General features: G+C 67.5%; 25 protein-coding genes. 5 read left to right on the top strand and 20 right to left on the bottom strand.

Annotated elements, in window-relative coordinates; translation table 11 throughout:
* Positions 1-46 precede the first annotated feature (46 nt).
* The 10 genes from ACTRWB_RS07595 to ACTRWB_RS07550 form a co-directional block, all read right to left on the bottom strand.
* Positions 47-412 (bottom strand): hypothetical protein, encoded by a 366-nt coding sequence (locus ACTRWB_RS07595; protein ID WP_446901464.1) that lies wholly within the window; start codon positions 410-412, stop codon positions 47-49.
* 46 nt (positions 413-458) lie between these two features.
* Positions 459-1274, bottom strand: coding sequence for a hypothetical protein (locus ACTRWB_RS07590; RefSeq protein ID WP_446901463.1), 816 nt, complete (start codon positions 1272-1274; stop codon positions 459-461).
* A gap of 8 nt (positions 1275-1282) precedes the next feature.
* The gene (locus tag ACTRWB_RS07585) at positions 1283-2173 is read right to left on the bottom strand and encodes a peptidylprolyl isomerase (RefSeq protein ID WP_446902032.1); all 891 of its coding nucleotides are present in this window, start codon (positions 2171-2173) and stop codon (positions 1283-1285) included.
* Between the two features lie 78 nt (positions 2174-2251).
* Entirely contained in the window at positions 2252-2845 is a 594-nt protein-coding gene (locus ACTRWB_RS07580) for a YbjN domain-containing protein (protein WP_446901462.1), read from the bottom strand.
* Positions 2846-2903: 58 nt separating this feature from the next.
* The gene (locus ACTRWB_RS07575) at positions 2904-3581 is read right to left on the bottom strand and encodes a hypothetical protein (protein WP_446901461.1); all 678 of its coding nucleotides are present in this window, start codon (positions 3579-3581) and stop codon (positions 2904-2906) included.
* A 12-nt stretch (positions 3582-3593) separates the two neighbouring features.
* A complete protein-coding gene (locus ACTRWB_RS07570; RefSeq protein WP_446901460.1) occupies positions 3594-5408 on the bottom strand; it encodes a putative porin in 1815 nt (604 codons plus the stop codon).
* A 92-nt stretch (positions 5409-5500) separates the two neighbouring features.
* The gene (locus ACTRWB_RS07565; RefSeq protein WP_446901459.1) at positions 5501-6199 is read right to left on the bottom strand and encodes a TonB family protein; all 699 of its coding nucleotides are present in this window, start codon (positions 6197-6199) and stop codon (positions 5501-5503) included.
* 8 nt (positions 6200-6207) lie between these two features.
* On the bottom strand, positions 6208-6615 hold the full coding sequence (locus ACTRWB_RS07560) for an ExbD/TolR family protein (protein WP_048247341.1): 408 nt from the start codon (positions 6613-6615) through the stop codon (positions 6208-6210).
* Positions 6616-6642: 27 nt separating this feature from the next.
* Entirely contained in the window at positions 6643-8448 is a 1806-nt protein-coding gene (locus tag ACTRWB_RS07555; protein ID WP_446901458.1) for a DUF2341 domain-containing protein, read from the bottom strand.
* 67 nt (positions 8449-8515) lie between these two features.
* Positions 8516-10159, bottom strand: a complete 1644-nt coding sequence (locus ACTRWB_RS07550; protein WP_419689682.1) for a ShlB/FhaC/HecB family hemolysin secretion/activation protein — start codon at positions 10157-10159, stop codon at positions 8516-8518.
* Positions 10160-10971: 812 nt separating this feature from the next.
* On the opposite strand from ACTRWB_RS07550, the gene ACTRWB_RS07545 reads away from it, so the two are divergent.
* Together ACTRWB_RS07545 and gspK are read left to right on the top strand one after the other, a co-directional pair.
* Entirely contained in the window at positions 10972-11538 is a 567-nt protein-coding gene (locus tag ACTRWB_RS07545) for a hypothetical protein (protein WP_193100227.1), read from the top strand.
* A gap of 33 nt (positions 11539-11571) precedes the next feature.
* Positions 11572-12567: a type II secretion system minor pseudopilin GspK gene (gene gspK, locus ACTRWB_RS07540; protein ID WP_446901457.1), complete on the top strand. Its 996-nt coding sequence runs from the start codon at positions 11572-11574 to the stop codon at positions 12565-12567.
* A 25-nt stretch (positions 12568-12592) separates the two neighbouring features.
* Here gspK and ACTRWB_RS07535 read toward each other — a convergent pair whose 3' ends face one another.
* Positions 12593-14242 carry a type II toxin-antitoxin system Phd/YefM family antitoxin gene (locus ACTRWB_RS07535; RefSeq protein ID WP_446901456.1) on the bottom strand — a complete coding sequence of 550 codons (1650 nt, stop codon included), beginning with the start codon at positions 14240-14242 and terminating at the stop codon, positions 12593-12595.
* A gap of 164 nt (positions 14243-14406) precedes the next feature.
* On the opposite strand from ACTRWB_RS07535, the gene ACTRWB_RS07530 reads away from it, so the two are divergent.
* Positions 14407-15231 carry a hypothetical protein gene (locus tag ACTRWB_RS07530; RefSeq protein ID WP_446901455.1) on the top strand — a complete coding sequence of 275 codons (825 nt, stop codon included), beginning with the start codon at positions 14407-14409 and terminating at the stop codon, positions 15229-15231.
* A gap of 213 nt (positions 15232-15444) precedes the next feature.
* Here the strand turns inward: ACTRWB_RS07530 and ACTRWB_RS07525 are convergent, their stop codons facing one another.
* From ACTRWB_RS07525 to gspG, 8 genes are all read right to left on the bottom strand, one after another.
* Positions 15445-15705: a FecR/PupR family sigma factor regulator gene (locus ACTRWB_RS07525; RefSeq protein WP_226800344.1), complete on the bottom strand. Its 261-nt coding sequence runs from the start codon at positions 15703-15705 to the stop codon at positions 15445-15447.
* Between the two features lie 257 nt (positions 15706-15962).
* A complete protein-coding gene (locus tag ACTRWB_RS07520; protein WP_419689687.1) occupies positions 15963-16958 on the bottom strand; it encodes a FecR family protein in 996 nt (331 codons plus the stop codon).
* 11 nt (positions 16959-16969) lie between these two features.
* Complete coding sequence (locus ACTRWB_RS07515; RefSeq protein WP_048247329.1) at positions 16970-17521, bottom strand: RNA polymerase sigma factor; 552 nt, start codon at positions 17519-17521, stop codon at positions 16970-16972.
* 6 nt (positions 17522-17527) lie between these two features.
* Entirely contained in the window at positions 17528-18274 is a 747-nt protein-coding gene (locus tag ACTRWB_RS07510) for a secretin and TonB N-terminal domain-containing protein (protein WP_193100222.1), read from the bottom strand.
* A 165-nt stretch (positions 18275-18439) separates the two neighbouring features.
* Positions 18440-18952, bottom strand: coding sequence for a type II secretion system protein GspM (gene gspM / locus ACTRWB_RS07505; RefSeq protein ID WP_446901454.1), 513 nt, complete (start codon positions 18950-18952; stop codon positions 18440-18442).
* Complete coding sequence (gspL, locus tag ACTRWB_RS07500; protein ID WP_446901453.1) at positions 18916-20259, bottom strand: type II secretion system protein GspL; 1344 nt, start codon at positions 20257-20259, stop codon at positions 18916-18918. The genes gspM and gspL overlap by 37 nt, the downstream gene beginning before the upstream one ends.
* Positions 20260-20287: 28 nt before the next feature.
* On the bottom strand, positions 20288-20791 hold the full coding sequence (locus ACTRWB_RS07495; RefSeq protein WP_446901452.1) for a GspH/FimT family pseudopilin: 504 nt from the start codon (positions 20789-20791) through the stop codon (positions 20288-20290).
* Positions 20792-20795: 4 nt separating this feature from the next.
* Positions 20796-21275, bottom strand: coding sequence for a type II secretion system major pseudopilin GspG (gene gspG, locus ACTRWB_RS07490; RefSeq protein ID WP_446902031.1), 480 nt, complete (start codon positions 21273-21275; stop codon positions 20796-20798).
* A gap of 64 nt (positions 21276-21339) precedes the next feature.
* Between gspG and ACTRWB_RS07485 the strand changes: the two genes are divergently transcribed.
* Positions 21340-21786 (top strand): type II secretion system protein N, encoded by a 447-nt coding sequence (locus tag ACTRWB_RS07485; protein WP_193100218.1) that lies wholly within the window; start codon positions 21340-21342, stop codon positions 21784-21786.
* 8 nt (positions 21787-21794) lie between these two features.
* Here the strand turns inward: ACTRWB_RS07485 and gspF are convergent, their stop codons facing one another.
* Complete coding sequence (gene gspF / locus ACTRWB_RS07480; RefSeq protein WP_419689693.1) at positions 21795-23012, bottom strand: type II secretion system inner membrane protein GspF; 1218 nt, start codon at positions 23010-23012, stop codon at positions 21795-21797.
* Positions 23013-23654: 642 nt separating this feature from the next.
* On the opposite strand from gspF, the gene ACTRWB_RS07475 reads away from it, so the two are divergent.
* Positions 23655-24980 carry a substrate-binding domain-containing protein gene (locus ACTRWB_RS07475; RefSeq protein ID WP_419689694.1) on the top strand — a complete coding sequence of 442 codons (1326 nt, stop codon included), beginning with the start codon at positions 23655-23657 and terminating at the stop codon, positions 24978-24980.
* The last annotated feature ends 73 nt before the right edge of the window (positions 24981-25053 follow it).

Raw genomic sequence — 25053 nt, 5'->3', positions numbered from 1 at the left:
TCGCTGTTCCTCGTCGATGCCCGCGCTGCAATCGCAATCGCCTGCGTCACTTCGGCGGCACCGCGACCGGCGCATTGGGTCGCTGCGGCGTCACCGACCGGCCCCAGTTCGAACCGAAGCGGTTCTGCTCGGTCGACAGGTTGAACGTGCCGAGACGGTTCGACGGCTGTTTCGACAGCCGCTCCGAATCCGTTTGCGATGCCCCGGTCTGCGGCTCGGCCTTCGGCTTCAGTTGCTGGCTCAGGCAGTCGTACGACAGCGCGCGCTTGCCGTCGACTTCCGCATCGACGCACACCGGCTTCGTTGCCGACCCTGCGTTGGCCGGCGCCGCCGCGCGGCTGCCCTGCGCGTGTGCGCCGGCCGCCAGCAGCAGGCAGACGATCGTCGCGATTCCGTCTCGCCGCATCTTCATCCGCGCCTCCTTCAGAAATAGCCCCATCGCGCGTGCGCCGCCGCACTCATACGCTCGTACCCGACACCGGCGCGCGCGCCAGAAAACGCGCGAATGCCGCGCGATCGGTCGCGTCGACGGCCGGCTCATGCGCATCGGCGTGCCGCACCCATGCATCGCGCATGCCGTCGACCGGCTGCCACGCCTGCACCTGCGCGCCGGTCGGATACGGCGTGACAAGCGGTTCCCGATAGTCGACGCGAAACAGCGGCGGCGCGTCATTGCCGGCCGTCCACAGATCGCCGACGTCGCGCACGCTCGCGTCGAACCAGAACCTCACCCAGCGCACCGTGGGCGTGCGCGCATCGGTGTCCGGCGCATCCGGCACGCGCAGGAAACCGGCCAGCACGAGCAGCACGGCCGCGAGATCGTCGTCGCGCAACATCCGGTACGACCAGAGATCCGCAACGTCCACGCATGCGATCACCGCGATGAAACGACCGATCGTGAGCGCGGGCCACACGCGGCGCATCAGCATGTAGTGACGCTGCCAATGTGCGATAAAGCGCTCGCGATGCAGCGCCGCGACCTGCACGTCGCGCGAGCCGCGTATCGCCAGTTCCTCCGGCTGATACTGGCGCGTGGTGAGCACGCACTGCGCGGAGCAGCGCGTGCTCCGGTGCCGCGCATAACCGCCCGCACCGGGCAACGGCTCCAGCGCGCCGAAGCACAGCGGGCAATGCGTCGGCCATTCGCCGGGCCGGCCCGGCCACGGGTGCGCCTTCGGCATACGCGGACGGTCGGCGGCGGCGGCCGGGCGGCGGCGCCCCGGCGTGCGCGCGTCGGGCGCCTCGACGCGCGGCGTCGAACGGACAGGTGCCATGAGCGCGCCTACCGGGCGGACGCGAGCGCTTTCTTCAGCGCGTCTTCGTTGATCGGCGCATTCGCGGCCAGCTTCGCGAGATACGCTTGCGCATTCTGCTGGGTGCGCTGCGCGCGCAGCATCGCGCGCAGTTGTTCCTTCACGTCGGCCAGCGGGCGCGGCGCGGCCGCGCGCACGTCGATCAGCTTCACCACATGAAAACCGGCCGGCGTCTGGATCGGCGCGGAGACCTGGCCCGGCTTCAGCGCGTCGGCCGCCTGCCGGACGGCCGGCACCATCAACGCGTCCGGCACGAAACCGAGATCACCGCCGTTCGCGGCGCTCGCCTTGTCCTGCGAGTTCGCTTTCGCAAGCGCCGCGAAATCGCCGCTGCGTGCGCGGTTCGCGAGATCGGCCGCCTGCTTGCGCGCCTTGTCGAGCGTCGCGGCGTCCGCGTTCGGCGGCACCGCGATGTAGATTTGCGCGACGTGCAGCGCGCGCGGCGCGGTGAAGGCCGCGCGGTTCGTGTCATACGCGGACTGGATCTCCGCGTCCGACGGATAGTCGGCCGGCGGCGCGTTCACCGACGTCAGATAGCTGCGCGCGACGATATCGCGCCGCGCCTGCTCGACGGCCGCCTGCACCTCGGCCTGCTTGTCCCAGCCCTTCGATTTCGCTTCGGCCAGCACGGCCTTCTGTGCGAGCGTCGAACGCACGACCTGGTCCAGCGCCGCGGGATCGGCCGCGAGGCGTTCGCGTCCTTCGGGGCTCACCGCCTTCAGCAGACCCGCGATGTCGGCCTGCGTGACCGATGCCTGCGCGGCGTTCGCGATCACGTCATCCTGTGCGTACGCAACGAGCGGCGCACCCAGCACGAGACCGGCTGCAACCATTGCCAGCACCTTCATCTTCGTCATCATCATTCGATGGCCCTCTCGATTGTTCTTGAAATGCGGACGCCGTGCCGGCGCTCACGGCGCCGATCCGGCTCACGGCGATCACGACTGCGCGGCAGCCTCGATTCCAGCCGCCTCGGTGGCCGCTCCGGCGACCGAGGCGCTGGCGGGTTCGCTCGCCGCGACACGCGCCGCGTCCTGCTCGGCCATCGCGGGACGGTTGCGCAGGTGCAGCAGGAATTCCTGAATCAGCCGATCCCACAGCTCGATCGTCGAGCGCAGGTAGCGCTCGGACACGCCGCCCGCGACGACCACGTCCATCTCCAGCGCGAGAAACGGCCCGTGGCTCGCGAGACGGGCGAAGCGCTTGGTCCGGTTCCAGTCCGCGACGAGTTCGGTCGGCAACTCGCCCTGCACCTGCAGCACGCACGACAGCGTGTAGTCGATGTACGGCTGCGCGGCGGCTTCAGCATCGGTGCCCTGCGGCGCCGGCGCGGTGGCCGGGTTGCCAAAGCGCACCGCGAAACCGATGCCCTGGCTCGCGCTCATCAGTTGCACCGTGCCGTTCTGCTCGGTCGCCGTTACGCGGTAGCCCGCGCGGCGCAGCACGTCGGCAAGGCGGTCGGCGCTGATCGCTTCGATCGGCGCATCGTTTGCCGCGCGTTCGTCGCCGGCGTTCGGTTGCTTGTCTTGCATGTCTGTCTTCCCCGTATTCATCGAATCGATCGGTTGATGCCCTGCGCCGGCCCCAGGTTCACTGCGCATTCGCGGACGCGGCCGACGCCGGCGCCGCGACGGCCGGACGCGCGGCCGGGTCGTACTTGCCCGCATACAGCGCATCGCCGTAGCGTTGCGCGAGATCGTCGTACTTCACGCGCGCCGATTGCGCGAACGGCTGCCGCGACGAGAACAGCGTGCCGAACCCGACATGCTCGTACGCGTCGAGAATCTCGTGCCCCACGCGATACAGGTCGGCATTGTGTGCCTGGCAGGTTTTCAGTTGCGTGTCACGCGCGGCAACATCCTTCTGCAGTTGCGTGTGCTGCACATCGCGGGCACGCGACACGGCGAGCAGATCCTCGTAGGACGACTTGTATTTCGCCAGCGACTTCGCGTCCTGCTCGCGACCCGCCCGCTCCTGCGCGAGCGCGCGTTTCGCGGCCGCCTCGGCGCCCGAATCGCCGCGCGCCGTCGCGAGTTGCCCCTGCAACGCCTTCAGTTGCGCGAGCGCGTCGTCGCGCTGCTTCTCGGCCGCCGCCTTGTCGGTCTGCAATTGCGCCTGGTTGTCCTGCAGCTGGCGCAGCTCCTGCACGGTCGAGCGCAACTGGCTGCGCAGCTTGTCCTCGATGCTCTGCGCGTGCGCGCCGGCGGCCGCGAACAGCAGCGCGCCAGCCACGCCGGCCGAGAACATCGTGCGAAAGGTAGTGTTCATTCGCGGCTCCGGTCAGAAGCGAGCATTGAGCTCGATCTGCAGCACGTCGATCGATACCGGCGGCCCGTACACTTCCTTCGAGCTCAGGTAGCGGGCCGACACCCACGTGTCGCGTGCGACCGCGTAAGCGGCGCCGAGCACGTAGCCGCGCGCATTGGTGCCGCCGAGATGGAAGTCGGGATCGTTGAACGCGTCGAGCACGGCGTCCGGCTGCAGGTACTTGTACGCGATCGAGAAGTTCCACTGGCCCTTCTCGCGCGGCTCCGGCTCGCCGATCGTCGCCTTCGCGAGGAAGCCGTTCGGCCCGCTGCGGTAGTCGGCGCGCGTCGCGTTCACCGACGTCGATTCGTAGTTGTTGACCGGCAGCGACGCCGCGGCGAACGCCTTGTTGTCGTTGTACGCGAGGTTGCGCACGTATTCGCCATCGAGACGCAGCTTGAAGCGATCGGCCACCACCGTGTCCCACTGCGCCTTCAGGTCGAGCAACCGATAGTTGTATGCGAGCCCGAAGAGCTGCGGCTGCGGCGTCATCCCCGGCGCGAGGTTCGGATTCTGCACGATGTTGCGCAGCGCGATCAGCGTGTTGCCGCCCTGCATGAACGCGGGCGCCTCGTTGTCGGTGTTGCAGCTCGTCGCGCCGAGATACAGCGCGCACGGCGACGACAGCGTGCCGCGCATGTTCTGGAAGTCGTAGTACGCGACCGCGCCGCGCAGCCGGTTCTTCGCATCGATCTTCCAGTCCGCGCCGAACTGCGCGCCGAACATCCACTTCGTGTCGCTGCCGGCCTTGTCGGTGCTGTTCGACGGGAAGTTCTCGCTCGTGTACTGGATCGGGAACACGCCGAGCGTGCCGAACAACGTGACGTCGGGATTCCACGGCAGCGCATGGCGCAGGTTCGCGGCGAGCCCGTCCATCATCAGGTCGTCGGAGAACACCAGGTCCGACTTGAAGAACGGATTGTCGAAACGGCCGGCCGTCAGGTTCAGCCACGACGTCGGCTTGTACGCGAAGAACGCCTTGTTCAGCCAGATGTTCTTCTTCGCGAAGCCGCCGCCGGCGGTCGACGTGGTCGACACCGGCCCGTTGTCGTTGCCGCTCGCGAGCTGGATGCCGGCGATCATGTCGTCGGACAGCGTCGCCGTCACGCCGAGCCGCGCGCGGTAGCGCAGCAGGTTGTTGCGGTTCTGCGTGGTGTTCTGCGTCGGCAACTGCGTCGTGTTGGTGTTCGGGTTGATGTCGAACCCGCCGCCCTGGTTGATCGCCGCGAAGTTCGTTACGTTGTTCGCGTTGCGGCTGCCGTAGAAATGGTATTCGTCGCGCACGCGCAGGTCGCCGTCGAGCTTGATGCGCGACACCCAGTCGGGGAACGTGTTCGGCTGCGCCCAGTTCTCGGCCTTCGCCTGCGCGATCACTTCCTGCTTCACCTGGTCACGGATCTGGTCGCGCACGAGCTGCGGCACGTACGGCACCGCGACGTCGCCCGGCTGCGTCGGCGGGTTGACCACACCGGCGCCGGCCACCACGGGTGCACCGGCCCCTCGCGAGGCCCTCGCCTGTACGGCTTCCGTACGCGCCTCGCTGATCAGCTCGTTCGCGTTCTGCTGCGTGAGCACGCCGCGCTTGACGAGCAGGTTGATCAGGTTGATCACCACGCTCTCCGTCGGCGCGGCCTTCCCCGATGCCGCCTGCGCTTCGAGCGACTGCCCATGCGCGCCGGACGCGCACGTCAGCCCGAGCGTCAGCACCGCCGCGCCGACGCGCGACAGGCGCGCGGGCAGCGCGCCGTTGCGGGGCACCCCACCCCGTCCGTTCATCTTACGAATCATCGAAGCACTCCGAACAATTTTCGTTTCTTTTCCGGCAGCAACCGTGCGACGGCGCTGCCCCATGATTCATTCGCCATTTCGCGCACGCGTCGTCATGCCGGCTTGCGTCCCTGGAGCTTGACGAGTACCGGATACGCGGTCGCGGGCGGCGGCACCTCGTCGACCTTGCCGAGCGCTTCGACCGCCGCGACCACGGCTGCATCGATCTTTGCGTCGCCGGTCGACTGCGCGATCGTCACCTTCGTGATTCGCCCCGACGGATCCATCCACAGGTTCAGGTTGCCCGCGAAGCGCGCGCCGCCGGCCTCCTGCACGCCCTTGTCCTGCTCGATCGCGCGCTGCAGCACGTACACCATGTATTGCGCGTAGCTCGCATTGCCAAACTTGCCGCCCCCGCCGCTGCCGATCATTCCGGAACCGTCGCCCGCGCCGATGCCGAAGTTGTCGCTGCCGGCCTGCGCATCGGCATTCATCGTCATCTGCTTCGGCTGGTTGTCCGACGGCTTCGGCGCTTCGGACGGCTTCGGCGCGATCGTCGGTCGGTCGATCGGCGTCTTGACCTCTTCCTTCACCTTCTCGGGCGGCGGCTTCTGTTTCGGCGGCGGCGGTGGCGGCGGCAACGGGATCACCGTCGTCACCTGCGGCGCGCTCACGCGCTTCACGCCCGCGGTATCGCCCGCGAAACGCCAGATCAGCGCGGCCAGCCCCGCGAGCACGAGCGCAATCACGACGGGCTTCACGTAGCGGCCGGGGCCCTTGTCCGGCGGGCCGCCGTTGTAGGTCATTTCCATTGCGCGCCCTAACCCTGCTTCGCCCTGCCGGTCACGAGACCGACTTGCGACAGGTCGAGGCGACGCAGCAGGTCGAGCACGTCCATGACCTTCTGGTACTGCACGGCCGCGTCGCCCTTCAGCACGATCGGGAATTCCGGATTGGTCGCCTTCTCGGTGCGCAGCCGGCTCTCGAGCTCGTCCATCGTCACCGGGTACGCATCGAGGAAGACCTGCCCCGAATCGGCGACCGTGATCGCCTTCGTCTTCGGTTTCGCGAGACTCGCGGACGAGCTCGCCTTCGGCAGATCGACCTTGATGCCCTGCACCGACGCGGTCGTCATGATGATGAAGATGATCAGCAGCACGTACGCGAGGTCGAGCATCGGCGTGATGTTGATGTCGTCGTACGGCTTGTCGTCGTCCTGAACCTGCATGGTGATCTCCTGCTGCGTTCAGTGCGGTCAGTCGGCCAGCACCGCGTGATCGGGCGTGCGATGCGCTTCGGCAAGGCGCGTGACGAATTCGTCGACGAACACCTGCATGTTCGCGGTCACGTTCTTGTTGCGGATCAGCAGGTAGTTGTAGCCAAACAGCGCGGGAATCGCGACGAACAGGCCCGTCACCGTCGCGAGCAGCGCGGCCGCGATACCCGGTGCGATTGCGTTGACGTTCACGTCGCCGGCCGCCGCGATCGCCGCGAACGTGATCATCACGCCGACCACCGTGCCGAGCAGGCCAAGGAACGGGCCGCCCGAAATCGCGATCGTCAGCAGCACCATCGACTTCGACAGCCGCTGGTTCTCGCGCACGAGCGTCGCGTCCATCGACGCGCGGATCGCCTCGATCGATTCGGACGTGATCACCGTGCGGCCGTTGCCGTCCACGCGGCTGTGGATTTCGTGCACGCCGGCCTTGTACAGCCGGTACAGCGACGACTGATACAGCCGGCGGCCGTCGTCGCTCGCTTCGTCGACATGCGCGAGACCGACCAGGTGACGGCCGGCCACTTCGCGAAAACGCTGCACGAAATACAGGTTCGCCTTGTCGACGGTGCCGACGTAACGCGCCTTCGTCCACATCACGACCCACGACACGACCGCCATGCCGAGCAGGATCGCGATCACGACCCACGCGTCGACCGTCACCGACTGCACGATCACGCCGAAGTAACCGAAGCCGAAGCCCGACTGCTTCTCGTCGGCGCCATACGCGACCAGCTTCGATTCCGAGCCCTGCGCGAGCGCGTCGACGGCGAGCGCGGCCGGCGAGCGCGCGATCTTCGACAACCGCAGTTCGTCGAGCGCGCCCGTGTAGGCAGCCAGCCCGGCCGGCGCACCGGCCGCATCCGCGCCGATCGTCGCCACGCCGTTCAGCGCGGGCAGCGTCGCCGCGACCTGCGCGGCCTGCTTGCCGTTCACGTAGACGGTCAGGTTCTTGCCGTCGGCCGTGACGGCCAGATACGTCCACTGGTTTGCGGCGACCGGCGCGGCGGCCGGCGTCCGCACCGGTGCCGGGTTGTTGGCGGCACCGTCGACCTGCGCGAACGGCACGCCGTTGTCGAGGCCGATCAGCAGCGCGTTCGCGCCGTCGCGGCGGCTGTACAGCAGCGTGTTCGGCGCCAGCGCCGACGGCTTCACCCACGCGCTGAACGTGAAGCTGCCGCCGGCAGCCAGGTTCAGCGACGGGCTCGCCGGCAGCGTCAACGACCCGCTGCCGTCGAACCGTGCGCCCTTGCCGACGATGCCGTCCTCGACCGTGCGGAACGATGCGTTCTGCGCGTTGTTGCCGTACGCGGTCATATCCTTCGGCGGCGCACCCGCCGCGCCGTTGAAGTGGTACACGAGCGTGTAGTCGGCATCGAAGGTCTCGGCCGGCTTGCTGCCGTCCGGCGCCTTCTTGTTGCCGTAGTACATCCAGATCGACTCCGCGGCGCCGGCCGGCATCTTCGGAATGTCGACCCAGATCAGCGCGACGCCGAGCACCGGATCGTATTGCTCGACGTGGTAATTCAGCGGCGTCTTGTCGTCGGCGGCGACGAAGCGGATATCGGCGCCGTTGTCGGCCAGCCCGTCGAACTGGAAGTTGCCCGAGTGCAGGCGAATCAGCAGCGGCACGCGGCCGGCCGACTCGGCGAGATTCGCGCCCTTCGCGCTCGCGTCGATCGTGATCGCCTTCCGGTACGACCAGTCGTTCTGCCACCATGCGTTCGCGATGCCGGGCAGCACGCCGAGCATCACCGCCAACAGGAAAAACAAGACTCGCTTCACGATCCACTCCCCGAATGTGCGGGCGCCGCGCTCGTCGCATCGCCCCGGCACGGTCAAAAAAAATCCGTCAGAACCCCAGCCTTACGTAGAAATCGAACCGCGGGCTGTACTGCCGCGTATAGACGCCCGCCTTCAGCGGCCACCCGGCCTCGAAATCCGCGCTCGCGTACTTCATGATCTGCAGCCGTGTGCCGACGCCGACGCTCATCAGGTTGAAACGCGACGTCTGCTCCGGCAGCGGGCTCAGCAGCCACAGGTGCGCGGCATCGAAGAACGCGTGGAAGCGCCACTCGTTCAGGCGGCTGCCGACCGCGCCGCCGAGCCACTTCGCGAGTGACGGGCTGCGCACTTCGAGCGACGCGATCACGCCGCTGTCGGCCGTGTTCTCGGCCTGCATGTAGCCGCGCACGCTGTTCATCCCGCCCGCGGCGAACTGCTCGCTCGACACGAGCGGCGAGTTCGAGATCTGCGCGTTCACGTGCGCATTGGCCTGCATGTCGTTCGCGAAGCGCTGCGTGTGGTTGACGTCGAACTTGCCGTACACGAAATCGGGCGTCGCGTTGTAGCGCTTGTTGTCCCATGCGCCCCAGTCGCTGCCGAGGCCGCGGATGTTCGTCGTCATCGACGCGGAGAACGACGTCTGCGAGTTCTTCAGGCTCAGCTGGCCGTTGTACGACAGCGTCACCGGCACGTAGGTGAGCGGCGCCGTCGAGATTCCCTGGCCCGGCTGCGACACGTTCTCGTCGTAATGCTTGCGGTCGATCTCGACGCTGACCGAATGCGCGTAGGTTTCCGACGCCGGCAGCGAATAGATCGCGGTGAAGCCGAACGTCGTGCCCTTGCCGAGCACGTTGGTATTGCCGACCGACGCGACGTTGCTGTCCGAGTGCACGACCGTCGCGAGGAAGCTCCAGCGCGAATCCTTGATCGGCGCGAGATACGAGAACGCGTAGACACGCGCGTCGTTCGGATGCTGCGGCGCAAGCACATAGGTGCCGGAAATCACGTGGCCGAGCTGCCACAGATTCGAGTAGCTGAGGCTTGCGCTGGTGCGCAGCGTCGACGTGCCGGGGCTGTTGTCGTTGTTCAGTTCGAGCGTGCCGTGCAGCGGGCTGTGATCGTCGACCTTCAGGTCGACATCGACCGTCTGCGGCATCGCGCCCGGCTTGAGCACCGGGATCACCTGCCGGTCCGCCGAGCGGTTCAGGTCGGTGAGCTGCTGCTGCGCCTGGTTGAAATCGGGCACCTGGCCTTCGGCCAGCGCGGGCACCGCGTCGCGAATGTTCTGCGGCGAGTTGTATTGCGCGCCGTCGACGCGCAACCGGCCGACCTTCGCCTCAACCACCTGCAGCAGGATCACGCCGTTCTTCACCTGCTGCTGCGGCAGCTCGACGACGACCGACTGGTAGCCGCGCTCCTGGTACGCCTTCTGCAATGCGTCGCGTGCCGCGTTCACGTCGGCGAGCGTGCGGCCCGGCCCTTCGAACGGATACACGGCCTTCTCGATCTCGAGCGTCGGCAACGTCGTGTTGCCGCGCACCACGAAGGCATTCACGTCGAACGTCTGCGGGGCCGTCTTCGCGGCCGGTGCGGCTTCCTGCGCATGAATGCCCGGCGCGAGGCCCAGCCCTCCGACCAGCACGGCGCCGGCCAGGCATCGGCACTTCAGCCGCCATCGTTCGCGTGACTTGCGGTCTACTCTCGGCGGCATGCGCCATTCCCCTTTGTTGTTCCGGATCGCAACGAAGCGCACCGCGCCAGCCGCTTGCTCCGCTATCAAATGCCTGTTTCACTTTGATGACGATTTATTCGTCATCCTTAGCATGATTTGCTCGATGCTTTTCCCGATTCCCGTACCCGGTGCGCTCGACGCATCTACCGGAAAGGACGAAGCGAATCCGGAAAACCCGCAACCTCCGGCGCGCATCGTCACGATCGGCCACCTGGCGACACAGCGGCACTGCTGCGTCGGTCGGCAACGACGATCGTGTGCGGCGCTCGAATCGCCGCTCTCACCTACCTAGACGGAACCGGGCGCGCATTGCCGCAAACTTTTTTTGCGGGCCGTCCGACGCGACGCCCGAAGCGAGACACGGCCGCCAGCGTGCGGCCTGCAATGCGCGCGCAACGGCAGCCCGCGCGAATCGCGCGGGACGTTGCGCAGGAATGTGCGTGGCCCCCGTTTCGTGTGCGTTTCGTCCGCCATGGCCGTCAAGGCTCGTGGACGTCGCGCTCGTGCGCGATCGCCGGCAAACGTGTTGCCGCTCCGAAGGCGACGCGCCTGGCGCGTTGCCCTTTCGTGCGGCACGACAATCCTCAGGTTTCAACCGGGAAGTTTTTGTGACATTCCACTGAAGATATTCACGAGATGCGCGCGAGACCGTTTCCGCGCACCGCGTTCGTGATGCGGCGCCGCAGGAAACGTCCCGGTCGTGCGAAATCCTGCGGTTTGTGGCCGCTCGCTTCGTCCTAGCTATTGGGTAAAAGGGTAAAAACCAAACACGTCAACGCCAGGATTCCTCCATGTCATTCGCCACGATGTTCGTACGGTGGCTCGCCGGGCGCCTTGCCGGCGATGCCGCGACCGCCGGCCGGCGGCCGTCCGCCGCCTTTGCCGCGGCACGGCGCCCGTTGCGCTGGCGCGCGCCCTGGCTGGTCTGGCATCTGGTGTCGTGGGTCGTGCTCACGTTGCTCGCGCCGCCGATCTGGACGATCGGCACGCTGCTGCTGATCAACGCGTCGAGCGATCAGCCGCTGTTCTGGATGCTCGCGATGGCGATCGTGCCGGTCGCGAACGGTGCCGCGATCGTCGCGGCGAACCAGCGGCATCACCGCACGCCGTTCACGCGGCGTTCGACGGTCGCGCTTTACCTGTTCTTCGTCGCGATGGCGGTTGGGTGCGCGCTGTTCGTGCTGCTGCTGTGGCGCTCGCATTCGATCGCGTCGCTGGTCGGTCCGCTCGCGGTGAGCGCCGACGGCACGCATGCCGCGACGCTCGCGTTCTGGGTGGCCGGGCTCACCGCGATGTTCGGCGTCACGTCATCTGCGCATGCGAGCATCGCACACGCGTGGCTGGCGTTCGTCGACTGAGCGCCGTCGCGCGCCATTGCGGGAGCCAAGCGAATGCATCGAGACGGAAGGTTCGGGAACGCGCGAGCGCCGCGCGAACGCGGTATCGCGATCGTGACGGTGCTGCTCGTCGTCGCGCTGGCCGCCACGCTCGCGGCAAGCGTGCTGTGGCGCCAGCAGGTCGCGACGCGCGACGTGGAGAACCAGCGGCTCGCGACGCAGACGATGTGGGTCGAGCGCGCGGCGGTCGAATGGGCGCGTGCGACGCTGCGCGCGCAGAGCGCGACGTCGAACGTCACGTTCGTCGGCCAGCCGTGGTCGTCGCCGGCCGCCGACGTGCAGCTCGCGGACCTGCTGCCGCCCGACGCCGCGGCGGTCAACGCGGAGCTGTCGCGTGCGTGGATTTCCGGCCATGTCGAGGATGCGCAGGCCCGCTTCAACCTGACGAACCTCGTGTCGCGCGCCGCGCCCGGCAAGCCGTGGCAGGCCAATGGCGAAGGCGTGCTGGCGTACCGGCGGCTGCTCGGTCAGCTATCGCTCGATCCCGCGCTCGCGCAGCTGACGGCCGACTACATGCTGCGCTCGCTGCGCGACACGAACGGCCCCGACGGCTGGCCGCTGCAACTCGTTTCCATCGACGATCTCGCGCGCATCCCCGGCTACGACGCGCATGCGATCGACACGCTGGCGCCGTTCGCGACGATCCTGCCGGACCTGACCACCGTCAACGCCAATACCGCGGCCGAGCCCGTGCTGGTCGCCGCGATTCCGACCCTGTCGGCCAGCCAGGCCAAGCGGCTCGTCGACCGGCGCGCCACCGCGTACTTCGTCAGCACCGGCGACATCGCCGAATACCTGCTGCCCGCGCGCGGCGGCAATCCGACGCTGCCGGACGGATCGGCCGTCGGCGTCAACAGCATCTATTTCCTCGTGCATTGCCGCGTGCATTCGGCACGCATCAACGCGCGCGTCGACACGCTGATCGCGCGCTACGGCAGCGGCAATTTCACGTGGACATCGGTGATCTGGGTCCATCGGCTCACGAGCTGAGCGCGAAGGCAGCCCGAACCGCAGGCTAGTTCAGCGACGATTCGCTCAACGCGACGGAACGCGCGCCCTGCGCTGCCGCGCAATCGAACGACAGCCGCGTGAGATTCGTCTCGCGCACTTCGCCCAGCAGCCGGTTCCAGTCGTCGATCGACACGAGCAGCGCGATCGGCCGGTTGTACTTCGTGACCATCACGAGTGCCTCGCCCGCATGCCGCAACGCCTTCGACGGATTGCTGCTGAAGTCGCGCGTCGCCATCGCGATCGTGCGCAGGCTGAACACGTTCGCGGCCGGATCGCCGCCATCGTCGTGCAGCAGGTGTTCGAGCGTCGCCGCGCGCAGCAGCGCCTGCGACTTCGCGGACAGACGGTTGTCGCGGCGCCTGCGCCGCTCGCTGCGCGGATCGACGTGCACCGCGAGCATCCGCACGATCTGGCCGAGCGTCGTCGCGGGTAGCTGGTCATAGCGCCGCCACCAGCCGGGCGGCAGCGCGATCATCATCCCCGCATAGGTTGCCGCGACACTGTCGGCGATATGCAACGGCACGCGTTCCGCATCGCGTTCGTCAAGGCCGAGCGCGCCAACGACGACGCGCATCATCACGCTGAACGCGTTGTACGCGAATGCCGCGATGCCGCTCGCGAGCAACGACGCACGCGCAGGTACGCCGCCGAACAGCGTGGCACCGAGCACGGGGTCGAGCGGCAACGGCAGCGCGTCGCGCCAGCGACGGCGCGACAACTGCATGACCTGGCACGCGTCGAACTGCTCGACCGGCAGGTTCGTCAGCACCGCGATCGTCGCGCCCGGACTGCCGTCGAGCGTGTGATCGCGCCATTCGATCCGTCTGAGCGTACCGGCCACGTCGCCGTCGCCCGCGATGCCGACGGCCTGCTCGCGGAGGTACCCGGTATCGAGCCGACCGGCATCGCGCCAGCCGCCGAGCGGCCGGCATACCGCCGGGTTGCCATAGTCGCGAAGCACGAACGCGCCGCCGCGGCGCGGCCAGCCCGACACGATCGCATCGGTATCGAAACGGCCATCGATGATCCACAGCTCGCCGGGCCTCACCGTTTCCAGCAGCGCGCCGACGAACGCGCGTTCATGCGAGCGGCCGCGTTCGACCGGCAGCAGATCGACGATCATCGCGAGATCCGGATCGTAGACCGGCAGCACGCGTGCGCCGGTCAGGCCCATCGCCGCATCGCGTGCCGGGTCGTCGCAGGCACGACCGCAACCGCAGCCGGCACCGGGTGCGCAACCGTCGCCCGCGCCGTCCAGCACGCGCAGCCGCATCCCGCCGAGCGCGCGCGCACGTTCGTCGGCCCGCGCCGCCGCGACGGGCAACAGCAGGTCGACGCTGTCCCTGACGAGCGCGCGCCCCCAGCCGGCCCGCCACCGGCTCATGCCGTCGTGGAGCGCGGCCACCGCGGCGCCGGACGCGGACAGCGCGCTTCCGGGCGCCGCCTGCGGCATCTGCGTCCGCGCGGCAAGCGCCGCGATCGCGTCGACCGCCAGCGCGAACAGCGTCTCGCGGATCGACTCGTCGTCGGGTTCTTCGTCGGCTTCGGCCGCGCTATCGATCCAGTCGTCATGCAGCGCGCATTGCAACACGAGCCGCGTCATGATCGTCATCGGGCTCTGTTCGACGAAGCGTTCCACGATCGTTCGCATCATCCGTTCACTCCACACTGTTCGTCCGGCTGCACCCGCCTGACCGCGGCGCGGCGCAATCGCACTTGACGAAGCGTTTTCGACGCCGCAGCATCGTGGGCGACCCGATCCGCGCGACGCCGCGCCGTCGCGGCGGTCCGCCCGCAATCGATGCACGAGGCACCGGCATGTACGTAGATCCACGCGTGGCGCACGGCCGCGCCCGGTTCGACCTGAGCGGCTCTCCGCGGCTCGTCGCCGACGAGCGCCGCTGGGAAATCAGCGACATCGTCACGCGCGGCATCGACGATTTCACGGGCGTGCGCAACCGCCGCAACCTGATGCGGCTGCTCGAACGCCAGATCGCACCGAAGCTCGCGCGCCTCGGGCTCGAGCCGTACGTCGGCGCGCTCGGCCATGCCGAAGGGCTGTTCGTCAACTTCTCGACGATGAGCGCCGAGCACGGCCTGCGCGAATTCCAGCTGCAATTGACGGTACCCGACCTCGTGCTGCGCAGCTTCGCGTCGAACGCGATCCGGCCGCACGCGGTCGCGCGCTGCATGCAGCGCAACGGCGTGATGTCGCTTGCGGAAATCGAGCATGAAACGCGCATCGCGTTCGTCGCGGCGCGCGTGATGCGCTCGCTCGCACTTGCGGAAGGCTGGCAGCAGATCGGCGTGCCGACGCCGCACGGGTTGTTCGTCGGCACGCTGACCGACGCGCACGACGTTGCGATGAACACCTATTTCCGGCCCGGCGACAACGATCGTCCGTCGCGCTGGAGCGGCTTCTCGGCACTCTTCTCGACGATGCCGGACTGGCGCGCGGAACAGGTCCGGCACGGCGGCGAGCTGCTGCAATGGATGGTCAACCATATCGTGGCCTTGCAAGAATCCGCACCGTTCGTCGAACGCTTTCCGTTTCTGCGCGAGCCGCTGCGCGACGCCGGCGATCCGCTCGACGCCGCGTGGAGCGGCGCACGCGCCGGCCTGCAGCACGGGGCGCCATCCTGAATCTTGAATCCCGACGCGTGAATCCGGGCTTCCGGGGCTCGGCCGGCCAGACCTCGCCGCACGCCGCCCCGCCGCGTCAGCGGTGATCCGGGGGCCAAGCCGCCCCCGGTCCCGCTCTACGCCCCCTCTTCACGGCCCCCTCGCTCTCTCATATACAAGGTCGAAGCGAGCCCGCCTAACCCGCAGACTTTCTTGCGACACCCGCGCACCGCATCAGTGCGTGCGCGTCGACCCGCCCGGCTCACCCGGCTCCTGGCGGCCGACCGTCTCCAGCACGGCCCACATCCAGATCAGCTCGCGAACCGTGCGCGCATGCTCGTCGCTCAGCGCGCGCCAGCGTGCGAAAGCGTCGAGTTCCTGTTCCGTCGTGTCGCCGGCGCGCAGCCACAGCAGCCAGCGCACCGCGCCCTCGCGGATCGCGTCGGCGCGCGTGTTCGCGTCGCCGGAATCCGCATCCCGTTGCGATTCGTTCATGATCACGCCACCGCCCGAAGCTCCATCGACACACATCCCCCGCACCGCGCATCGCTGCGCGGCCGGGGCGCTTGCCACCCACGCCTCGGGTCCGACGACGCTCCACCGGGCCGTCATGACAGACGGCCCGGCGTTTGCCGGCCCTCATTGATCAGGTCGTATCGGACGGCCGTAACCCGCAGTGCGCGGACAGCCGGAAAGGAGGCGAATCAATCGCCGACGGAAGGAAGACGGGGAAGTTAAGCGCGGGAAGCCGGTCAGCTCAGCAGCACGATATTGCCGGGCAGGCGCGTGATGTGCGCGCCATACAGTCGGCCGACCATGTCGATCACGTCGTCGAGCCGCGTGATCGGGAACTGCGCCTGCATCCGGTTCGTGCCAAGCGACGCGCTGCGCAGGATCACCTTGCCGCGCCGATAGCGGTTGATCTCGTCGACGACATCCGCGAGCGGCACGCCGTTGAACACCAGCATGCCGCGCCGCCATGCGCTGACCGCGCCCGGATCGATCCGCGCCACCGGCTGCACGCCGCGATCGTCGTAGACGACTTGATCCTCGGCCTTCAGCGTGCGCGCGCCGCGCGGATGCTCGAGCGCGACCGTGCCGGACAGGCAGGTCACGCACACCTGCGAACCCGTGCGCCGCACGTTGAAGCGCGCGACGCTCGCCTGCATGCGGCCGCCGCCCGCAACCACGGTGACGGGCTGGATCGGCGTCGCGCGGTCGGCCGGCGGTGCGGCCGCGTCGATCTCCGCTTCGCCCGCGACGACTTCGACGCCGTGCGCGGCATCGCTCGCGGCCAACACGTCGAGACGCGTCTGCGTATTCAGTTCCACCGTCACGCGCGACGACAGCGCGACGCTGCGCTGCTCGCCGGTGCCCGTGTGGTAATCGGCCGCGAGGTCGCCGAGCGACGGCCACAACTGCATCGGCGGGCGCAGCGCGAGCCACGACCCGCCGGCCGCGACCGCGAAACCGATGAACGCGCGCCGCCCGGTACGCATCGTGCGCTCGCGCTTTGCAACGTTTGCCCAGGCAGCGGCCGCGCGTTCCTCGTGCGCGAGTTCGGTCGCAGCCGTGCGCAGCGAGCTCCAGGTGTCGCGCAGCAGATCGGCGGCTTGCGGACGATCGGCGCACCAGCGCTCGAACGCGTCGGCTTCGGCCTGGCTCGCGTCCCCCGAGCGCAGACGCAACAGCCACGCACTCGCTTCGTCGAGTTCGTCGTGGGCAGGTTCGGCCTGGGCTTTCGTCATCGTCCGGATGCTCAAAATTTACGCGGGCCGCCTCGCGCACCCGTGTACGAATCACCGTCTTCTTCCTGCATGCGCTGCAGGCAGTACTTCATTGCCGCGCTCAGCTCGCTTTCGACCAGCCGCAGCGAAATGCCGAAATGCTCGGCGATCTCGCGGTTCAGCAGACCGTCCACGCGGGCGGCCAGCAGGATCGCGCGGCGCCGCGGCGGCAGGCCGCGCAGCACGTCCTTCAGCGTTTCGACCTTGCGGCGCGCCGCGACGATGCGCTCGGGGTCGGCCAGCTCGTCGGGCATCTCGAGCAGCGTCTCGACATCGTCGTCGTGCAGATGGCGCCGTTCGCGGCGATGCTGGTCGATCGCGACATTGTTCGCCATCCCGAGTATATAAGCGTCCGCATTCGTCACCTGCGTGGAGACGTTCGCGTTCTCGAGGCGCAGCCAGGTTTCGTGCAGCGCGTCGGCGGCGCCGTCCTTCGACCCCGTCACACGCTCGAGGCGCCTGACGAGGTACGCATAGCGCGTCGCCAGCAGCTTCCTGAGCCCGGTGCGGTTGCTGTCGGACATGGCGGCCTAGCCCCGAACGGCCGGCTGCGGCGCCGGACAACGGAAATGCACGCCGTTGCCGGCCGGTCGCAGCAGGATCGTGACCGGCTGCGGCAGGTCTGCCGGCGGCGCATCGTCCAGCTTCAACGCACGCAGCGCGCGCATCACCGCCGCGTCGCGGGCGGCCGAGCCGCTCGATGCCACCATGTTGACCGCCACCACCGCCCCCCTGTTGTCGATGCGCACCTGCGCGACGAGTCGATAGCTGCCCGGCACGGCCGCCGGCTGCGCGCACAACGCATCGATCAGATGCGCCTGCAGCAGGCCCGCGAACGCGCGCCGATCTCCGGAATCGCCGATCCCGTCGATCGGCAAGGCCGCATCCGCCGGCGTGTCAGCCGTGGCGGGCGCCATCTCGGCGGCCGGCTGCGCGACGATGATCGCTTCGTCCGGACGCGAGAATTCCGCACGCAACCCCGTTCCGGCCAGCATCCGCTCGAGCGCGTCGCGCGGCGCGAATTCGCCCTGGACCGGCGCACTCGTACGCCCGTCGAGCAGCGGCGCCGGCGCCAGCACGATCAGCTCGGTGATCCGCGCGAAGTCCTGCAAGGTCTTCGCGAGCGGCTGCGCGGGCAGATCGAAACGCACCACGCTGCCCGGCTGGCGGCCGATGGAACCGGTCTCCTGTGCCTGCACGCCGCGCATGCACAGCACGACGAACGCGAGCCACGCAACGAGCGCCAGGACACCGGTCGGCGCCCGTGAACGAGTCATGAATCCCTGGACGGAAGTGGAGTTGCACGTTGCCGGCGAAACGCGCACCCCCGTGAGCGGTTCCGTGGCAAACGAACGACAGATTGTGAGCGGGCACTATGACAGTCAGGTGAACCGTGCAGCGAAGCGACTCAATACTTTCCTCGGTTTTCGCGAAGCACGCATTCAACGGGCCGTTTGCAGCTGCAGCAGCGCCGAAACGGACGTCACGCCGGGCTTGCCGTCCGCGCTCGCGTGGGCGCTCACGACACGAACGTGGTGCGTGTGGCGCATGCGGTCGAGCCAGTCCATCCATGCGGCAAACGACACGCCCTTTGCGTCCACCTGGATGCCTTCGCCCAGCACCGCGACTTGCGCCTTCGCGATGCCGGCCTGCACGAGCGACGCGGCAAGTGCGTCCCGCAGCGCAGCACCGGCAGGCGGCCGGATCGCGGCGGCCGCACGCAGCCGCCGTGCCTCCGCGAGTTGCCCGCCGGCTTCGGCCACCTGCATCTGCAATGCGGGCAGGTTTGCCGCGATCCGGGTGCGGCCCGTGTATGCGGGCTCCCACATCACGTTGTAGACCAGTGCCGCGAACAACAGCGCGCCGCCGCCCGCCAGCAGCACGCGCTCGCGCGGCGAACGGCCGTCGAGCCACTGCGTCAGCGCGGCGCGGGCCGCGTGGAGCCGAGCATCCATTTCGCATCCTCCTCGTTGGCCGTCACGCCCTGCGCCTGCAGGCGCTGGCGGAATCCGTCGCCGTCGACGGCGGTACCGGGACGGAATGCGACAGCCAGTGCGCCGTCGCGGTAGTCGAGCGTCGCGATCGCATCGGACGGGATCGGGCCAAGCGCACGCGACAACGATGCCGACAGCACCAGGTAATCGTTCGCCCGCAGCTCGCCGGCCGCTGTGCGCAAGCGTTCGAGCCCGGTCCGCATTTGCATCGGCGGGTCGAGCATCACCGTCGTGTCGGGGAAAGCCGCTTTCACGCGGGCAGTCAGTTGCGCATTCAATGCATCCTGGCGATGACGCAGCTGGAACCACTGCACGTTGATCGTCGCGATCGCGATGACGGCCGACACGATCGCCAGACCGGCGGGCACGCGCCAGCGACGCCATCCGCCACCGTCGGCGCGCGTGTTGCGTGCGAATTCGAACTGGCACAGGTCGAACCTGCAGTCGAGCGCGCCGCGTGCAAGCACTTCCCACGGCAATGTGCGTGCGACGGGCAGCATCTCCGAATGTCCGGCCCCGCGTTCGAGCATGCCCGATGTGGTTGCAGCGCCGCTTTCGACATCGTCATGAGCGTCGACAACCAGCACATGGACTCGAACGGATTCGTGTTTCGGCAACTCGGTAATCGTTGCGTCCAGCGCCGACGCGCGCGTTTCAAGACCGAACCCCGACGTTCCGCGCCGGACGGCCAGTTCGAGCCGTGGCGGGTCGGCTACCGTTTCGCCAACGATCTCGCTCGGTACAGGCGGACTCACGATCAACACATCGGCTTCGCCGCCCGCGGTTGGCGTCGCTTCGCTGTGCTCGTCGCCATCCGCTTGCTCGCCACCGCCCATCGCCATGCAATGAATCAATGGCACCGCACGCACGCGCCGGTGGCCGGCCGTGTCGAACCAGTCGATCACTTCGCCGAACCGCTTGCGATCGACCACCGCCACGGATCGCGCCGCATTGCCGCTCGCAGCCGGGCCGACGGCGACGTGACTCTGCTGCGCATCGCCGATCAGGTATTCCTCGACCGCATGCGGCAGCACGCGCCGCAGCTTCGTGCCCGTCACGGGCGGCAGGGTCACGTCGACGAGCAACGTATCGCGCGCGGCAAGCACGAGCACCGTCGACGCGGCCTTCGGCCACGCATCGCGATGTGCACTTCCCGCACGGACGAGCTGGCCGCGCCGGTCGAACAGCGCGTACGGCATCGCGACCGCTTGCCAGTTTTCCGCATCGAACGTGCCGATCGACGGCAGCAGCACGATCAGGCTCGACATCGCGCCTCCCGGGCGCCGCACGCGCCGCTCATGGCCGACGGACGACAAAGTTGCCGATGCCCGTGCCGACCACGGCCATCCGCACGTCGCCCGACCACAGCGTGATCGTCACCGGCACGTCGATGCTTTCGCTACCGAGCACGATACGCGACGGCGTTTCACCGCCGCCCGTGTAACGCACCGACACGCCCGTCACCTCGGTGCCCCAGCGGCGAGCGCGATACAGGTCGTCCGTCATCGGCGCCCACGTGCCGCTTTCCGTGCGCTGCACGAACCGGTAGCCGCCGCCCACCGGCTGCCACGCGATCGGCATCGAGCGCACCTGCGCTTCGTCGCCGGCCGATTCGAGCAGGTTCGCGAGCCGCTGCGCCTCCTCGGCCAGATCCGTGCGGCGATTACGGGACGGCGCGAGCGTCACGACCGCGACCAGCAACCCGACGATCACGAGCACGACGAGCATCTCCAGCAGCGTGAAGCCCGCCGCGCGACGCGCCGCGAGCGGGCGACGTTTCCTGACGCGTGCGATCGTCATGCCGTTACTGCCACGAGCCGATGTCCGCATCGTTCCCCTCGCCGCCCGGCTTGCCGTCCGCGCCGTAGCTGAACACGTCGATCGCGCCGTGCGCGCCCGGATTCAGGTATTGATATGCGTTGCCCCACGGATCCTTCGGCAGCCGCTCCAGATAACCGCCGTCCTTCCAGTTGTTCGGCACCGGATCGGTGGTCGGTTTCTGGATCAGCGCAGCGAGCCCCTGCTCCTGCGACGGATAACGGCCGTTGTCGAGGCGATACAGGTTCAGCGACTGCATCATCGTGCCGATGTCCTGCTTCGCGGCGATGCGCCGTGCCTCGTCGGGGCGGCTCATGATCTTCGGCACGATCAGTGCCGCGAGAATCCCGAGGATCGCGACGACCACCATGATCTCGATCAGCGTGAAGCCGCGTTGCGTACGACGGCGTGCAAGTTCATGCGCCAGCCTTGCGTGCGATGTTCGCGCTGCGTCGTGCGTCGTCATCATGCATTCACCCTTGCGTCAAAGAATGGAAACCGTTCCCTGTTCATCGAATCGATCCGTCGCCATGAAACCGCTCGCCCTGCTCCGCACCGTTCCGTCTCGCGTCGACCTTCTGCCGCTCGTCGCGACCCTTGTCGCCGGCACGGCGCTCGTCGCCGTGTCGATATGGGCCGCGCGCCTGCTGAATGCACCCGATGCGCCGGCACCCGCCCGTACCGCACCGCCCGCGCCGTTCGACGTCACGGCCAGCGCGCAGCTTTTCGGTGCCAAGCCCGACGATGGCCGCGATGCCATCCAGTTGCTCGGCGTGCTCGCGTTCGATGCACGACGTGCGGCCGCGATCGTCAGCGTCGGCGGCGAAGCCGCGCGCGTCGTGCGCATCGGCTCGGCGATCGGCGAAGCCGCGAAGCTCGCCGAAGTGCGCGCGCGCTCGATCGTCGTCGACCGCAACGGCCTGCAACGCGAGATCGCGCTGCCCGCCGTACAGAAGGCGAACGCGTTCGTGCGCTGAACCGCGCGTCACTGCACCATGTTGTTCAGCTCGATGATCGGCATCATCACCGCGAGGACGATCACGAGCACCACGCCGCCCATCGCCAGGATCAGCAGCGGTTCGAGCAGGCTCGTCAGGAACATCGTGCGGCGTTCGAGCTCGCGCGATTCGCCTTCTGACGCGCGGTCGAGCATCGTCGTCACGTCGCCGGTCGCCTCGCCCGAGCGGATCAGGTGCACGAGCACCGGCGGGAACGTCTTCGTGTGGGCCAGCGCGCGCGACAGCGCTGAGCCTTCGCGAACGCGCACAATCGCATCGTCGACGTTCGCGCTCATTGCGCGATTCGACAGCGTCTCGCCGGCCGCCTGCAACGCGCGCAAAATCGGCACGCCGGCCGCGGTCAGGATGCCCAGCGTGCTGGCGAAGCGCACCGTGTTGTAGCCGCGCACGAGCTTGCCCGCGAGCGGCGCGGTCAGCAGCCAGTGATCGAACCTGAGCCGCGGCCCTTCCCGCGACAGCACCTTGCGGATCGCGAACACGATCGCGATCGTCGCCAGGAAGGACGCCCACCACCAGTGCCGCACGAAATCGGACAGCGCCATCATGACCACCGTCAGCGTCGGTAACTGCTGCTTCGTGCTGGTGAACACGTTCGCCACCTGCGGCACCACGTAGCTCAGCAGGAACGTGACGATGCCGAACGCGATCAGCGTGACGATGCCCGGATACGTGAACGCGAGCAGGATCTTCTGCTTCAGCGCGTTGCTCTGCTCGATGTAGTCCGCGAGACGCGACAGCACGATGCCGAGCTTGCCCGTATGCTCGCCGGCCGCGACGAGCGCGCGGTAGATTTCCGGAAAATCGCGCGGATGCTGGCCGAGCGCATTCGCGAACGAATGGCCGCCGACGACTTCCGCGCGGATCGACGCCATCAGCTCACGCAGGTATTCGCGCTCGGCCTGCTCGCTCAGCACCGACAGCGCTTCGTCGAGCGGCAGCCCCGCGACCAGCAGGCTCGCGAGCTGGCGCGTGAGGATCGCCTGCTCGCGCTGCGACAGCTTGCGGCCGAACGACAGACGTTGTTGGCGCGCGCCATGCAGGCGTTGCGCGGCCAGCTCGACGACGAGCGGTGTGAGCCCCTGCGTGCGCAGATGGCTGCGCCCGGCGCGCGCGCTGTCGGCTTCGAGCACGCCTTTCAGCGTGCGGCCGGTGGGATCGATCGCTTCGTAGCGGAATGCCGACATGTCTGTGCCCTCGTGTCACGCATAGGACTTGTTCCGACGACGTCGCGCAACGCGCCCGACGGAGTCGACGGGGAAGACTAAGGAGCGAACCGGCGCAAATTTGTGACGGATGTTGGGCTACCTTTTTTGTTCTTTTCGGGTCTTATTACTTTTGGTCGTTATTCTTATATCGGGGAAACGATTTCATCTTGAGCGACCACATCAATTATTCAAGCATTAACCATCTCGCAATCATAAAGTGATGCTCGCTTATCAAAACTATCCAGTCAATTTCAGGAATATCTCAACCGGATCACCCATTCGTTTATGGAAGAAATGTTCCGTAGCATTCGCCACGAAACTGACTTGATGTTGCGATAGCGCTGTTCTGCGCACCAACAGCCCGGCAATACAAGGCTTCGCCCTGGTGCACGGCCACATTCCCAACATCTGGGAATCGAGAACCCCATGAATCGGTCTCGAATTAATGCGCCGCCAATCCGGATAACGCGCTCCCGATATCAATAAAAATGTTACGTACCATTCGTTATTAAAAATTCACACGCGTCATACGGATTTCCCCCTACATTTACCCGGCGGTTCACAAGTATTCCAACCGCTGTTGCAGGGGTTCCCGTTTATCTTCGTCCAAGGAAATTTCTCATGAAATCCAGCAAGCGCAAGATCTGTCAGGTCCTGGCTCTCGTCGTTTCGGGCATGGGCGCATCGCTCGCGATGGCCGCAGGCCCGGTGATTCAAGGCGGCGGCTCGTCGCTCGTCGCTCCGACGATCGGCTCGGTCAGCAACGCCAACAGCGAAATCGGCCTGTTCGGCACGTCCGAAGGCACGTTCACGTACTACTCGGTCGGCTCGGGTGCCGGCCAGAACGCATTCCTGAACAACCAGCCGACGTTCTTCGGCGCGGGTGTCTCGGGCACGGTTCACTTCGCCAACAGCGATGCCGCGCTGACGCCCGCTCAGGTCACGGCGTACAACTCCGGTACGGTCGGCTCGAACAGCGGCCCGCTGATCCAGATTCCGTATATCGTGACGGCCATCACGGTGCCGGTCGTCAACGGCCCGGCCGTGACGAGCTCGACGACGCCGCAAACGACGCCGGGTCAAGCGCACAGCATCGCGCTGAATGACAACGATCTGTGCGGCATCTTCTCGGGCGCACTCACGAGCTGGAATCAAGTGACCAACCCGGAAACCAACTCGGCGTATGCGTCGACCGCCCCGATCAAGGTCGTCTATCGCGCGGACGGCAGCGGCACGACCGAACTGCTGACCCGCCACCTGGCTGCGGTTTGTACGTCGGCCAACACGAAGGCCGGTGTGACGTTCGTCGACTCGCTGACGTTCGCGAACACGACCGCCTTCCCGTCGGGCGTGCCGTCGAACTTCATCGGTGCGTCGGGTAGCGGCGGCGTCCGCGGCTCGCTCGCGTCGCTGTCGTCGGCCGGTACGGCTGCCGTCGCGTACCTGAGCCCGGACTACACGAACACGTTCCTCGCGTCGCAAAGCGCGGTCGTGACGTCGTCGGGCGCGCTGCAGCTTCCGATCGCCAGCCTGTACAACTCGTCGAACAGCACGTACTACGCGCCGACTTATGCGAATGCGACGACGGCACTGGGTACGATCTCCGCACCGTCCAACCCTGCCGATCCGAATGCATGGGTCCCGGTTTCCGGCGCAGCGTACAACGCTCTGGCCAACCCGTCTGCCGGCTATCCGGTTTCCGGCACGAGCCAGATCATCCTGAGCCAGTGCTATGCCAACGGCGCTGCTGCAACGGCGGTTCACGACTTCCTGAACAACCACTACACGAACTCCAGCTACGCGTCGGTCGTTCATGGCAACGGCTTCGACACCGTGCCGTCGGGCTTCCAGAGCGCCATCTCCGCGAACTTCCTGAGCAACTCGAGCGGGAACAACCTGGACATCGGCGACGCAGGGATCTGTGGCGTGCTGTATACCGGTCGTTAATCCGGATCGTTACTGATTCAACGCGTCCTGTCGAACCCGCCTCGAGCATTCGAGGCGGGTTTTTTCATGCACG

This window comes from Burkholderia sp. YIM B11467, assembly GCF_052952715.1.
Note: the sequence above shows the minus strand (reverse complement) of the source record. Positions and strands in the feature narration are given on the sequence as shown.